13 protein-coding genes are annotated in these 14,220 nt (G+C 49.3%); 1 reads left to right on the top strand and 12 read right to left on the bottom strand.

Features of this window, described 5'->3' with window-relative positions; all coding sequences use genetic code 11:
* Positions 1 to 64: 64 nt before the first annotated feature.
* Entirely contained in the window at positions 65 to 1,342 is a 1,278-nt protein-coding gene (locus RAC89_RS24785; RefSeq protein WP_306616417.1) for an MFS transporter, read from the bottom strand.
* 174 nt (positions 1,343 to 1,516) lie between these two features.
* Here RAC89_RS24785 and RAC89_RS24780 point away from each other — a divergent pair, with 174 nt between their 5' ends.
* Positions 1,517 to 2,188: an HNH endonuclease gene (locus tag RAC89_RS24780; RefSeq protein ID WP_306616416.1), complete on the top strand. Its 672-nt coding sequence runs from the start codon at positions 1,517 to 1,519 to the stop codon at positions 2,186 to 2,188.
* A gap of 221 nt (positions 2,189 to 2,409) precedes the next feature.
* On the opposite strand, the gene RAC89_RS24775 is transcribed toward RAC89_RS24780, so the two are convergent.
* The 11 genes from RAC89_RS24775 to RAC89_RS24725 all read right to left on the bottom strand — a co-directional run bounded on the left by RAC89_RS24775 (position 2,410) and on the right by RAC89_RS24725 (position 14,132).
* On the bottom strand, positions 2,410 to 3,663 hold the full coding sequence (locus RAC89_RS24775; RefSeq protein WP_306616415.1) for a Ger(x)C family spore germination protein: 1,254 nt from the start codon (positions 3,661 to 3,663) through the stop codon (positions 2,410 to 2,412).
* Positions 3,660 to 4,751 carry a GerAB/ArcD/ProY family transporter gene (locus RAC89_RS24770; protein ID WP_306616414.1) on the bottom strand — a complete coding sequence of 364 codons (1,092 nt, stop codon included), beginning with the start codon at positions 4,749 to 4,751 and terminating at the stop codon, positions 3,660 to 3,662. The genes RAC89_RS24775 and RAC89_RS24770 overlap by 4 nt, the downstream gene beginning before the upstream one ends.
* Positions 4,744 to 6,252 (bottom strand): spore germination protein, encoded by a 1,509-nt coding sequence (locus tag RAC89_RS24765; protein ID WP_306616413.1) that lies wholly within the window; start codon positions 6,250 to 6,252, stop codon positions 4,744 to 4,746. Before RAC89_RS24765 ends, RAC89_RS24770 begins: the two co-directional genes overlap by 8 nt.
* A 156-nt stretch (positions 6,253 to 6,408) precedes the next feature.
* The gene (ndk, locus tag RAC89_RS24760) at positions 6,409 to 6,816 is read right to left on the bottom strand and encodes a nucleoside-diphosphate kinase (protein ID WP_306616412.1); all 408 of its coding nucleotides are present in this window, start codon (positions 6,814 to 6,816) and stop codon (positions 6,409 to 6,411) included.
* 157 nt (positions 6,817 to 6,973) lie between these two features.
* Positions 6,974 to 7,399 carry an NUDIX hydrolase gene (locus tag RAC89_RS24755; protein ID WP_306616411.1) on the bottom strand — a complete coding sequence of 142 codons (426 nt, stop codon included), beginning with the start codon at positions 7,397 to 7,399 and terminating at the stop codon, positions 6,974 to 6,976.
* A complete protein-coding gene (locus tag RAC89_RS24750) occupies positions 7,396 to 7,827 on the bottom strand; it encodes a GNAT family N-acetyltransferase (protein ID WP_306616410.1) in 432 nt (143 codons plus the stop codon). Before RAC89_RS24750 ends, RAC89_RS24755 begins: the two co-directional genes overlap by 4 nt.
* 423 nt (positions 7,828 to 8,250) lie before the next feature.
* A complete protein-coding gene (locus tag RAC89_RS24745; protein WP_306616409.1) occupies positions 8,251 to 8,898 on the bottom strand; it encodes a HoxN/HupN/NixA family nickel/cobalt transporter in 648 nt (215 codons plus the stop codon).
* 79 nt (positions 8,899 to 8,977) lie between these two features.
* Positions 8,978 to 9,946, bottom strand: coding sequence for a formylglycine-generating enzyme family protein (locus RAC89_RS24740; protein ID WP_373430058.1), 969 nt, complete (start codon positions 9,944 to 9,946; stop codon positions 8,978 to 8,980).
* A gap of 20 nt (positions 9,947 to 9,966) precedes the next feature.
* A complete protein-coding gene (locus RAC89_RS24735; protein ID WP_306616408.1) occupies positions 9,967 to 10,506 on the bottom strand; it encodes a chromate transporter in 540 nt (179 codons plus the stop codon).
* Positions 10,507 to 10,521: 15 nt separating this feature from the next.
* Positions 10,522 to 11,157, bottom strand: coding sequence for a chromate transporter (locus tag RAC89_RS24730; protein ID WP_306616407.1), 636 nt, complete (start codon positions 11,155 to 11,157; stop codon positions 10,522 to 10,524).
* Positions 11,158 to 11,402: 245 nt separating this feature from the next.
* Entirely contained in the window at positions 11,403 to 14,132 is a 2,730-nt protein-coding gene (locus RAC89_RS24725; RefSeq protein ID WP_306616406.1) for a response regulator, read from the bottom strand.
* Between the last annotated feature and the right edge of the window lie 88 nt (positions 14,133 to 14,220).

Genomic DNA, 14,220 nt, shown 5'->3' with positions numbered 1-14,220 from the left:
AGCATGCTGGATGAAGTCACTATTGATCAAATGCAGTCGATATTTGCACTCGCCCGGGAAATATTTATTGTTCCGCTTCTTTTCCCAACTGTGCCTGCGTCAATCTCTTATACTGGACCGCCAGCATGAGGAAGTGCAAGAAGAACACCCCTGCAATGATATAAAATACAACCGGAATTCCAAAATGTCCCGCGATAAGACCGCCGAATAGGGCACCGGAGACGTTGCCCAGCGAATTGGCGCTTGAATTATAAGCATACACACTTCCCCTGATAGCGGAAGGTGTAAGTCTTCGCAGAATCGAGCTTATTGACGGAATAAGTCCTCCAACGCATAGTCCCGATAAGAAACGCATACCCATGAGAAGCCAAGGATTCGAGGCCGTAGCCTGGGGAAGGTACAAGAGCGATATCAACAGCAAAGAACTGAGCAGCACCGGTAAGTAGCCGTACCGGTCGCCGAGTCTTCCGAGAATTGGGGCTGCGATCATCGTTCCGAGTGCGCTGGAAGCGAAGATCAGGCCGGCCATCAGGGCCACGTGATCTTCTACATGCAAGCTCTTCACATATAGGGAGATGATCGGGCTGATGCTTTGGAAGCTGGCAGCAATCAAATAGGTGGACAGAAATAGCGTGAATATGACAGGAGTCTCCCGCATCACTTGCCGAAGCTCCAGCTTTGCTGGCGCAGTCTTTCCTTCTTCCTCTGCGCGCTGTTCCATACGTCGATTCGTCAGCGATTGAAGCCACGGCCTGAAGCGGAAAGGAGCATACTCCTTCGTTTCTCTCACTCCAAAGAGCACGAGCACAGCCGCGATAAAGATGAATAAGCCTGTGAAGAAGAAGGAGTTCCTCATGCCGAGCCACTCTGCCAGGATGCCGCCCAGCAGCGGGCCGAGCAGCTGTCCGCTGACCTGTCCTGTCTGCAGCGTGCCGAGAGTCCTCCCTACCTGATCCTTAGGCGCCTCGATGGCCATGAGGGCTACCGCCGAGGTGGAGAAGCCTCCCATCGTACCGAAGAGTGCGCGAAGCAGGAGCAGCTGAACCGGTGTATGGACAAGTCCCATCGCGGCAATAATGACGGCCAGACCGAAGCCTGACCGAATCATCGTCACCCTTTGCCCATACCGGTCCGAGAATCTGCCCCAGAACGGAGAAGTTATAGCGATCATCACGTGATTAATCCCGAATATCATCGCAGCCCAAAGGGCCGCCTTCTGAACGTCATGGATGCCAAGCTCTTGTACGTAAAGCGGCAGGAAGGGAATGATCATTCCGATCCCCGCAGAAGTAAAAAAGGTCCCAAACCATAAGATGTATAAATTTTTGCGCCATGTCTCCATGAGGGCTACCCTTCTTTGCTGAAATGGATACTACCCATCGTAACACAAGGGCGCACATCCCCTCTACGCTTCTCTTGCTCTATTCCGCGAGACTATGTAATATTTGCGCGCTTCGACAGTCACATTCCTCCTTCTTGTCCTGTTTATGGTAGAATAACAAGGGAAGGAAGCGAGGTGGACACCATATACAAAATTTGCGCTCACTGTCATGAGCAGAAACCAATACAGGAATTTTTACGAAGAACAGGCAAACGTTCGGGTAAAGCCTCACGCCGCGGCGCATGCCGAAGCTGCCGGAAGCAGCGTAAAGCGGTCCAGGTCGCAGTCGTAAGCGATGCCCAAGGCACACCTGAACAACCCCGAGTCATGCAAGCCTCACCCCAGCTGCTTCTTGATGAAGGCTCACTGGTCACACCCAAGATACGGACACGCCGCCCGCTGCCTCCTCCTCCCCCCCGGCCGGAAGGTCCGGATGCTTCCGTGCTTCAGCCGACCCGCGAGGGCTTCATTCGGATGCGCGGCCGAACGGATAAGGGAAGGCGCTGGTATCAGGAAACCGATCTGGAGACGGCTGTTATCCTGGTGAAGGAACATGCCGCTGTCGTCGTTAACCGCTATACGATCCGACGGATCTATACGAATAAATCCTTTCGCCGGTTTATTCTGGCAAGAGATCGGCATCAATGCTTCTTCTGCGGGGAGTATGGGGACACGATCGACCATCTGCTGCCACGCTCCAAGGGAGGACATACGACTCCAATGAATTGTGTATGCGCCTGCAATATTTGCAATCAAAGCAAAGCCTCTCATAGCTTGGATGAATTTCTGGGGCAGGATGAAGAGTGAACCCGATCGTCTAAAGAAAGCAGCAGCCGGCTTGAAGAGCAGAAACCTACTGTTCCCCGAGCCGGCTTATCTGATATACAGCCATATGGAAATCGGTAAATAACATACAGACACGAGGGCAATGCCGAATCCTCCCAGCCTATTCCCCTCCTGCCATACCTTCCTGGCGTAGCTAAAGGTATAATAAGTTATATAAATATAACCCAGGATCAGGATCCAGTTCACTGCTTCTCCTCCTCTTCAACAAGAGCACGACCTGCCAGAGGGGGCAAAAGCTGCTTGCCGAAGCTCTCGATACGACAGTCAAAGTGAATATCTACATTGGCATCCATAAAATGCTTCGACCAGTCATAGGCTAAATATTCGGGAAACGTAGCGAATGTCGCTCTGGCATTCAGATGCCATAGAAAAGGATCTGCCTTAAACTGCTTCTGAGACTTTTCTACAACTTTCCTTGAAATTTGTTCGAATTGCTGCTCCAAGGAGGCTATGAGTTTCTTCTGATTCTCCGAATCTGTAACATAATTCGTTAAGCTGGGAATCGATAATACTTGAAGTATAATAGGAACCGTCACCTTGACCTCAGCCCTATCCCCTTCGGTATTCACCTTAATCTTAGTATCCTCATCCTTAATCATTCTCACTGAAATTTGATATGAAGGAACCAGTGGATCCTTAAAGGAGGCAATAAAGGAGTGAACAAGCGCTTTGCGACGTAAATACAGAGCGAATCGTGTTTCCTCCCCCGTCAACGTACCGATCATCCGACCGGAATGGAAGACCGCGGATCCCAACATCTCTGCCGGATCTCCCGAGTCGTGGGGAATTTCACCCGCTTTGTATTGGTCCTCATTTTTTTTTTTCGTTACCGAGTGAGGTTTAGTCGAAGCGTATATCGCAAGATACAAGGTGTCCCCTCCCAGCCGTTGAAAATAACGAGTAAGCGTAGAATAAGGAACCAGCCCCGTATCTCTCCAGCGATCCTGCATGAACTCATAATATTTATGGGGCCGGGTCTCCAGCTTCGGTTTGTTGTTGTGTATGAAATCTCTCGCTCTTTGATTCGCCACCACCAGATTCGATTCGCTGCGCAGCTCCGGATCCCTGGCCGCGGCAGCCATAACGTGATGAAAAAAGCTCGATTTGGCTAACTCCTCCCCTACGATAATGGTTCTTAGATGCGAGAAGCTGATCGTTCTTGTGACGATACTATTGGCTATATCTTTGGCTGATAAAATGTCCGGCGTTGAGAACGTTACCGTATCGCTTGGCGGCTCATTCTGAGCTGAGCCTTTGTCGGTTGAGCCTACTTGCGGATTGGCAATCTGGAAGGTAACATCCACCATCCCGGATGCGCCTTTATCCAAACCCATAACGACTACGTAGGCTTGCTCCTCCAGCTCCAGCTGATCCCAGCAGCCTGTAAGAAGCACCGCCAGCGAACCCAATAAAATGAGAAGCGAAGTTTTCCTCAACTCACCTTCCTCCTTCGTATCCGATCCGTAATCCACAGCAGGAAAGGCAGCGAAATAAACAGTAGGGAGCCGCACTGAGTGATAGCGTCCCGCAGCATTAGTGTCGTTTGTGTATGGCTGGGGATGAGACCGAGCAGCAGAATCAATGCCGTCAACGGAAGGATCATCGGTTCAAACTCCTTGAGCCGCAGCATTTTGCCGAAAACAAAGGCGGTGACGTAGATTGATATGGCAAAGTGGATTGAAGCTGAGATGATCCAAAATCCGAAAAACAACGATTCCACATGCGTGAGTGTTTTTCCGATGGACGCCGCTCGGGTGAGATGTTGAAACGGATAAGCCAATTGGACGACGGAAGGATAATCGAAGGCGGCAACATATACACTCATCAGGACGACTAGCTCCACGCAGGAGACTGCCAGGGCTAACCAAGTGCTGAAGCGATAGGAGCGGAAGCTCCTTACGTTTGATGCGAGCACCATCATAAGGATCAATTCTCCGTACATGGCGCTATGGAGAACGCCTTGCTGGGCGATCCGATCATAGCCCGGTCCTGCAATCGGATACAAGTGAAGCCAATCGATTTCGTTCCACACGAAGTAAACCAGCGACCAGAGGATAACCGTGATATAAGGAATGACAACCCAGGCCGTACGACCGACGGCTTCGAGCCCGCGGTTCGCTACAAACCAAGCTACAAATAGCAGCATGATGTACAGTGCGGGAACCGGTGTTCTTTGGTACATCATTACGTTGATAATATCGACATAGCTGCGGCTGTTGATGGAGGTGAACAATAAAGTGTAAACGAATATTATTAATCCCATTGCGAAGCCGATGGATCGCCCGAACGTCAGAGTAAGAAGCTCCATCAGTCCCTTGCCTTCATGCCTTTTTAGCAGGGATAAGAGCAGTGCCACAGGAATGATAATGATTACTGCGGAAAACAACGGGATCATCCAAGCGGCATTATGCCCCCGTAAGAATAGGATGGAGGGTGTCGTATCCGTCAGCTTAATGGCAATGGTAAGAGCAAGGAGCGAGGTAAATTCCCTCACTCCCAGCTTGCTATCCGTAGGTCTAATCATACCTTCGATTCCCTTCCGGCTGTTTCATTCGTTTTTTGACCAATGGCTTGGTATAAAACGGCAAAAGCCATTGCTTCCAGACCGGCGGCCTCAGCACCAAATCCTTGGAGGAGCGATAGTGCGGTGCCATCGGCGCAAGGAACGGCACATCGAACGACTTCAGAGAGACCATATAACAAACCAGGCAAGTTAAGAGCAATGCAATTCCATAGAACCCGATGAAGGTGGCCGTTGCCAGCAAAATAAAGCGAAAAATTCGTACGGCAAAATTAAAGCTGATCTCCGGGATGGCGAAGGATGCGAGACCCGTAATCGCTACGACGATTACCAGAATCGGACTGATGATATTTGCCTCTACAGCTGCTTGTCCGAGAATTAACGCTCCTACGATACCTACCGTCGGACCGATGACGCTGGGTACTCGGACACCGGCTTCCCTTACCAGCTCGAAGGCAACCTCCATAATTAGCACCTCCATAAACGCAGGAAACGGAACACGTTCCCTTGTCGCCGCAATCGCCAGCAGCAGGTCCGTTTGAAGCATTTCCTCATGAAAGGTACTTACGGCGATATAAATGGATGGGGTCAGGAGGGCTACGAAGATGGCGAATATTCTTACGATTCTGATAAAATTGCCATAAACCCAGCGCAGATTCATATCCTCCGCCGTGTGAAACAAGGACCAGAAGGTGATCGGCGCAATCATGGCATAGGGTGAGTTATCCATGATGAGCACCACATGCCCTTCCTGCAAAAAAGCACAGGTACGGTCGGGCCGCTCTGTCGTCAGGGTGCTGGGTATAATGGAATACGGCCGGTCTTCAATATATTGCTCCAGCATGGATAAATTTTGTACGCTATCGCTTTCGATGACCTTAATTCTTTCCTTTACCTTCCTAACGAGCTCGGGATTGGTAAGGTTTCTCATATACAGCAGTGTAACCGGACACCTTACCTCTTTGCCTAGCGATATCGTTTCGGCGATCAAATTTTGCGTTTTCAGCTGCCTTCGTATCTGGGATAAATTCGTAGCGGCAGATTCAACGAACGATTCCTTAGGCCCTTTTAACGCATGCTCTACTTTAGGCTCACCAATGGTTCGCGCTTCAAAGCCCGGCGTTTCAATAGAAATCGCCTGAGCGCAGCCTTGAATCATGACAATCGTGTTACCCATCAGCAAGTCTTGGATCAATTCTTTATCCGTGCCTAACAGCGCGACTGAGCATCCGGTGATGACCCGCTGCACCATCACTTGAACCTGATCCTCTTGCAGAGGCTGGGTGTGGACATATTTCAGCAAAGGCTCGACGACGTACTGCTGAATCGCCAGCGTATCCGCAGCTCCATCGATGTACAGCACCGTGCCTTCCCTGTTGATGAAAGGGACGAACACATCCCGTACTCGAAGCGCATGATTCTTCGGATACGAAAATGCCTCCTTGATCCATGCCACATTGCCTTGCAGTTCCTCCGTCAGCGGCTTCACCTCGGGCTGTTTCATGGTTACCCCCTACCCAACTGGATTTCATCACCTTTATTATGGAATGCTGGACGGAAAACCATACTTCCGATTATCAAAAATGCATGCAAGGTATGTTCTGCCTGTGCCGATCTAGACGGAAAAAGAAAAAAGCCCGTTTTCACGGACTTTTCATTATTATTTATTTTGGAAAAACAATTGAATTTCTCTGCTGGCATTATCCTGCGAATCGGAGCCATGAATAATATTGAATGCCACGTCCAGTCCATAATCCCCTCGAATGGTACCGGGTGCGGCTTCCGCCGGATTCGTCGCGCCAATCAAAGCACGAGAATTTTGAACTGCGCCCTTCCCTTCTACGATCATGGCGAACACTGGTCCGGAAGTAATATAATCCACCAGCTCACCGAAGAAAGGCTTGGCCCTTAGATGGCCGTAATGGGTCTCGGCCGTCTCCTTGGATATATTCATGAGCTCCGCTCTAACGGGCCGCAACCCTTTTTTCTCAAAGCGTGTCACGATCTCACCGATTAATCCTCGTTCCACACCGTCCGGTTTAATCATAATAAATGCTTTCTCCGCCATATTCATAACTCCTTTCGCACTTCGACTGCTTGGTTTATTTTGACACGACTTCGTTCATTTGATTCAGCTTAAAGGTAACATGAATGATTTGAATCGGCTGTGACGCTTCTCACAGCAGCCCCGAACGTGAAGGCATTGTACGAACTCCTTCACCCGATTACAAGTGGTTCTTTCTGATCTCATGTATCACTTTCGCCATGCTCTTAGACATATATTGGTCCGTAACTTCGAATGAAACGAAGCGGTATCCGTCCACCTCGGGAAGCTCTTTGTTGCTTTTAGGATGGCGAAAATAAGAGCTGCAATAAAGCTCCTTCAGGTTCGGCAGCTCCACCGTCCTCCAGAGAAATACGTGCAGATCTTTCTTATATTTAATGTATGAAAATATACCTAGATCCTTCAGGTGATGAGGCGGCGCGACCAAACCGGTTTCTTCCCGCAGCTCCCTTAGACACGCCTCAATAGGAGTTTCATTCTCCTCTTGCGTACCTTTAGGAAGATCATAAAAGGCATTTCCCGTAGAATGACAGGCGAGATATTGCTCCCCATTTGTAATCAGACATCCGACCGAGGTGATTTTCATATCTGCTTATCCTCATCTGATGTATTCAGGTATAATTCCATAATGAGATACGGAAGCCCTTCCTTTGTGAAGGAATCACCGGTAGGAATGAGACCAAATTTAGCATAAAACGCTGCTTTGTTGGCGCGGGCGTTGCACCAAATCCGCTTCACCCCTCTCTCCCGAGCATAGTCGAACACCCTATTCAGCAAGATGGAGCCGTATCCTTTACCTTGTTCCTCCACCTGCGTGGCAAATTTACGAAATTGCGCCTCATCTCCGGAAATGAACACGGAAACAACGGATACGAGATTGTTCTCCACGAACAGCCCATAATGTAGGCCTTGATCATCGTCGTCCAGTTTAACAAAATCAAGCTCCTTCTCCGGCCACATCACCCGATGACGCAGCGTCCATGCTTGCTCCTTATCGATTGGTTGAATGTGCAATGCTTACACCTCTTTTCCAGCCCCAGTATAACACAAAAAATCCTTCTGATTCAGCAGATGGATTTCCTTGCTGCTTTGCTTGACATCGTTCTTGACTGCTCGCATACCTGTGGCAGGAAGGTTATCGTAGACACTAGCATTCTTCGATGCAAGCTTCAGAATTTACCAGAGGTGCTCGAACAATAACGGACTTTGAGAACGTTATTTGTGGTTTTTGAATCGGTCAGAGGCAGATAACGGACTTTCAAACCGTTATTTTCTGCTAAAACGCGATTGCGAAGCGGTTTTGCTTAGTTTTCGCCAAAATAGCGGTATGAAAAACCGTTATACCAGCTTTCGCGGTTGTTTCATTGAGAATAACGTCCTAGAAGTCTGTTATCCTTACCGACCGCCGCAGCAAACAAATAATGGCTTCAGCGAAAATTACCGCTGAAGCCAAAGTGCGAACAAACCTTCCGTCACACCAAGGTTATACATATAGTAAACGCCAAAAGTCATACTAATGAGCCCCGTCGCCTGAGTAAGCACACGATTGAACCGGGAATGCCCCGCAGTTAACACAAACGGCAGTCCGATAACGGTTGTAAAAAGAAGCATCCCGATAACCGTTCCCGCCCCGAAAACGATAATATAAACAAGTCCTTGCCATATACTATGAACGGTGGACATCGTAAGTAAAACCATCGCAGCACTTCCGGCAAGCCCGTGAATAAAACCGACCGCTACCGATTTCCAATGCGAACGATCGATACTATGCGTATGTCTGCTAAGTTTTCGATACGTTAGCATTCCCGTAAAACCTAAGTAGACCAGCATCACGCCAACCAAAAATTCTAAGGACATCGCTAACCGCTCAGAGATTTCTTCCTTTAAGAGCAACACAATCAGTCCAATTAAAAACAGCGTAGCCGTATGACCGATACCCCAGAACACCCCGGCAAGAGAGGATCGTGACAGCTTCTTCGTTTGGCTCGCTATGGTTGAAACGGCAATGACATGATCGGGCTCAACGGCATGCTTAACGCCAAGAATAAAGCCCAATCCCAGAATTGATATTATGCTTGCTTCCATCCCAGCTTCCCCCAGTCGCAGCCGTGTTACGTTTTATTCAAAATGTAACACAACTTAAGAATGAAAGGGAAGCATTTTTTTATGAACGAACATCAGCCGCACATCGGAATCCGATATTTCCTGTAGAGCTATCGGGTGTATTCGCAGTTCTTGCGGCAACACGGTAGCGGTTGCAATAAGACTTATGACACAAATAAGAGCCGCCTCGCATAACCCGTGCTTGTCCGGCCGAAGGACCTTGAGGATCCGTTGTCGAAGCCTTCAGATGATAGTCGCGGCTGAACCAATCGGAGCACCATTCCCATACGTTTCCTGAGACTTGATAAAGACCAAAGCCGTTCGGCTCGAAGGCCCGGACTGGAGCCGTACCCTGATAACCGTCACTTGCGTTATTTTTGTCAGGAAATTTTCCCTGCCAAATATTGCACATATGCTTGCCTTCCGGCTTCAGAATGTCACCCCAAGGGTATTTCTTCTGAACAAGTCCGCCCCGGGCTGCATATTCCCATTCAGCCTCTGTCGGTAGCCGCTTTCCGCTCCATTGGCAGTAGGCCATAGCATCATTCCATGATACGTGCACGACAGGATGATCCGGCCTAGCTTCAATACTCGATTCAGGACCTTCCGGATGCTTCCAGCTGGCACCTTCCACATTCCACCACCAAGGAGTTTTCTGAACGACTTGTGACACTTTCTTGGCTGTTTCGGGCGGAACCAAGAGATGAAACACGAAGGACCAGCCAAACTGCTCGGCCTCTGTCTTATAACCGGTTGCATCAATAAAAGCTTGAAATTCCGCATTGGTCACCGTGCAAGGATCGATATAGAAAGGCTTCAGCGTAACGCTTCTGACCGGCCCCTCCCCATCCTCCGGAAAGCCCTCTTGATTATCCGTACCCATAAGGAAGGTACCGCCTTCAAGTCGAATCATTCCCACAGTCGGATCACTCGATTTCGAATCCTTTTTAAAATTATCGAAGTTCTGTGCGACAATTACCTCCGAGCCGGCAGGACGTCCGGCGGAACAGCATGCTGGTTTATTATCCAAGCTCCATCCTCCTCTATAAGCTAACTATAAATAGCAATGCCTGTGAGCCCTGAAATCATAATAACGTATAACGGGTGGATACGAAAATAGAGCAAGGCAATTAAAGAACACGCAAAGAAAGCTAGCGCCCCTATCATTTCAGATCCCCAAGTCCCGATGAGCTGGTTGCTGACTGCAAATCGGATGGCACCATACATAATGAGTCCGGTAACAATAGGGCGAAGTCCGTAGAATGCGGATTGTACCCATTTGTTCTTATGAAATTTAGTAAAAAACAACCCGACAAGAATAACAAGGATCAGCGACGGAAGCACCATGCCCGCCGCGGCAAAAGCGGCCCCCGGCAGCGCTGCAGTTTTGTACCCCACGAAGATAGCGCTGTTCGTACCGATAGGACCGGGCGACATGCCCGCCACCGAAAACGCGTTGGTGAACTCTTGCGTAGTCATCCAGCCGTGCGAGGTAACCTCCCGCTCAATAATGGAAAACATGGCATACCCGCCGCCAAAGGATACAAGGCCCACGATAAAAAAGGTGATGAACAGCTCCCAGTAAATCATCGTCTCATCCCCTTCTTAAATCCCGTCTCCAAGATAATAATCCGCGTATTTATAACGCATCCCGCTACTTTGCTCATCATCAAGAGCAACCTTCATGCCCAGCTTGGACTTGAAGCTGACCAGTCCAATCCCGACGAGCGCTCCCCCAATAATGACAAGAACCGGGTTTACGTTCGAGAAAACCAGCACAAGTACCGTCATCAGCATCGTAACGAGTGTCGCCTTATCCAGCACCGCCGTTTTTCCAATCTTGATCCCGGCATAAACGATCAGCGCTACCGTCGTCGCCCGAATCCCACGCATAGCCGCCTCAATTTTGGGATGATCCTGTACTTTCAGCAGTAAAATACATAAAGCAATGATAATAGCAAAGGTAGGAAGCAGAACTCCTACTGTGGCTGCAATGGCACCGGGAATACCTGCGATACGAAACCCTATGAAGGACGCCGAATTAAAGGCAATCGCCCCGGGAATAGAGCCCGAGATGGCAAACAAATCCGCAATATCCTTACTCTTCACCCAGTTGCGGCGCTCTACCACCTCCCGTTCGATTAACGGAATCATCGCGTATCCGCCGCCAAAGGTGACAGGACCAATCTTAAAGAAGGTCCAAAAGATCTGAGCAAGCAGCTTCCATGTTGGTATATTCAAGGTCAACAGCCTCCTTTAAAACCATTTCGGAAAATAGTATCCGCATCAGCAGCTGAAACCAACCTAATCAAAGGATATTAAGCAGGTAGGATTTATCGAATTTAACGGACATTATTACAATTTGGTATTAACTCTATTCTAACGGAAAGAATGAGTTTTGAGAAGAGGAAACCAGTCCATAGGTGCGCCATTTTTCAAAATAAATGAAAAAAACCGTCTCTGTAAAGAAACGGGTAGTTGTATTTTTACAATTCCTCTTTGTGAAGCCATACACGCAGCAAAGAAAATAGCTGCTCCAGCTGGACCGGTTTGCTGATATAATCGTTCGCTCCGGCCTCGATGCATTTGCTCCGGTCGTTCTTCATGGCCTTGGCCGTGAGAGCAATGATCGGAATATCCCGGAAGGAGGTTTTCCCTTCTCTTATCCTCCGGATCGTTTCGTAGCCATCCATCTTAGGCATCATGATATCCATGAGGATGAGATCTATTCCTGTGTTTTGTTCCAGCAAGTCCAGGCATTCCATCCCGTTCTCTGCGAATATAACCTCCATGCCGCAGCTTTCCAGTACACCGACCATGGAGAAGATATTGCGCATATCGTCATCCACCAGTAATATTTTTGCTCCATTAAGCGGAGTTGCGGGAGCTGATGTCATACCCTCTTCCGGCTGCCTTGCGGCATCCAATTCTTTCGGGTTCAATACAAAGGCGGGAGCGGCAGCAGAAGCAACCTCGGGAAAGGCCGGAGAAGCCGCCGGCAATTGCGCAACCACTCCCAACGGAATAACCAATGTAAAGGTACTTCCCATTCCTTCTTCGCTGGTTACCCTAATTTCCCCTCCAAGCAGCGCCGCCAGTTCTTTGCTGATCGAAAGTCCGAGACCCGTTCCGCCATATTTGCGGCTCGTCGTTCCATCCGCTTGTTGGAACATTTCAAAGATGATCACTTGTTTGTCCTGCGCGATGCCTATTCCTGTATCCCGTACGGCTACCTCTAAGGTGGGCTCACCCTGGATGCTGAGCGTCGTCCTGAACACCAAGCTGACCGATCCGGCTTCCGTAAATTTCAAGGCATTCGAAAGCAAATTCCGTAATATTTGCTGCAGCTTATAGATGTCCGTGTATAGCTCGGCCTGATCGGCGCCTTCCTCATAGTCAATATGAAAGTCCAGCTGCTTCTGCAGGGCAAGCGGCTGAAACTGCTGCTGCAGCACATTGCCGATTTCACGAACCGACGCCTTTTCCCTCATGATCTCCATCTTACCAGATTCAATTTTGGATAAATCCAAAATATCATTAATCAGCTGCAGCAGCACCATGCCGGAGTTATGAATTGTCTTGATGTATTCGACCTGCTTAGGATTTAAATTTTCCTCTTTGTTCTGATACAGCAGCTGTGACAGCAGCAATAAGCTGTTAAGCGGCGTGCGCAGCTCATGAGAAATGTTAGCCAGGAATTCCGTCTTATAACGTGTGCTCACCACAATCTGGCGGTTCTTTTCCTCTAGCTCCGATTTAATGCATTCAAGCTCCGCATTGCGCTGCTCTGAGTTCTGATACAGCTCCTCCAGCTCCTCATTAAGCGTCCTCAGCTCCTCCTGCTGGGATTGCAGTTCCTCGGACTGCGTTTGCAGCTCTTCCGCAAAAGCTTGCGATTCCTTTAAGAGCTCCTGCACCTTCAGATAGGCAGTCGCCCCATGAAGAGCCATCCCTAAGCTCCAGCGCGCTTCGTCGATAACAGCAAGGACAGCGGTTGAAGGCACTTGGAATGTTGCAAATTCGAGGACAGCAATCGATTGGCCTTCATAAGGGATGGGGATCAGTGTGATATAGGCAGGCGAAGCGCTGCCCAATCCGGATTGAATCCGGATATAATCCGTCGGAATCTCCGTCAGCTGCAGGGTTCGGTTCTGCGCCGCACATTGGGCTACCAGCCCTTCGGCCTCCTTAGACGCCGCTGCTGAGAACGTTCCTCCGTATAAGGCCACTCTTTTCATTGCTCCGCTTGAGGAACCCGATGCCGCTCGCACATACAAGGCGGCATACCCAGCACTCATGAGCGGTGCCGCATGATTCAAAAATTGCTGCGACAACGGTTCAAGCTCCTGAACCCCCCGAAGCAGCTCATTATACTCGGCGAGCACGGCTTGGTGCCGATTCCGCTCTTCGAGCGCCAGCTGGTACTCCTTCTCCTTTGCCGCCTTTTGCTCTAGCGCTTCCGCCATATCATTAAAGGTTTCGGCAATCACCCCGATCTCATCGGCGGTTTGAATGGGGATTCGAGGCATGCTTCCGTCCATCAAGGCTACCTGCTTCATATGGATACCAATTCGCTTTAGGTTTCGGGTCACGCTAAGAAATACCCAAACCGCTACGCTGACCGAAATAAGAAGTACAAGTGAAATCAGGACCCCGCCAAGCCGCATTGTGCTGTAATACATATTCATGGATTCCGCGAGCGATTGCTCCATTTCTTTTTCGTACAGATCAGTGAAAGCCTGTAACGTAGCAAATAGCACTTCCCTTATAGGCTCAGTCTGCGTATGGTAGTACGCAATGGCCGCGCTGCGTTGACCGCTCTGCAGCAGCTTGCCGAGCTCCTCTAGGGTTCGGCCATACTGGGTGTACTCGCTGTTAAGCTTGGCCATCAGCTCCGAATTCTCCAAACGCACGGAATGACTTTGCAGCAGACTCCATTCGGAGGAAACGATGATATTGCTGGCAATGACGGACTTGGCATACTTCTCCACATTCCCGTCATTGGAATCCAGAAGGGCATGACCGATTTCCCTTGAGATGGAGTTGATTTCCTTGCGAAAGATGGTCGCATGTTTGACCCCGGCATACTTATCGTGGACAATCAGGTTCATGTTGGCTTGCAATTGATTCATCCGGATGAATCCGACAACGGCCATGATGAGAATAACGAGCAAGATCGTTCCAAACCCGACATACAGCTTCGATCTGAATCTCATACTATACCTCCGTATGTAATAAAAGCAAAGATGGATGACCCATATTATACACTATAACAAGGCAAAAGTGGTTTATGACTTCGCCGCG

The organism is Paenibacillus sp. GD4, assembly GCF_030846225.1.
In the GTDB taxonomy this organism is placed as follows: domain Bacteria; phylum Bacillota; class Bacilli; order Paenibacillales; family NBRC-103111; genus Paenibacillus_G; species Paenibacillus_G silviterrae.
The sequence above is the reverse complement of the archived record's forward strand: the minus strand, read 5'-3'. Positions and strand labels throughout refer to the sequence as shown.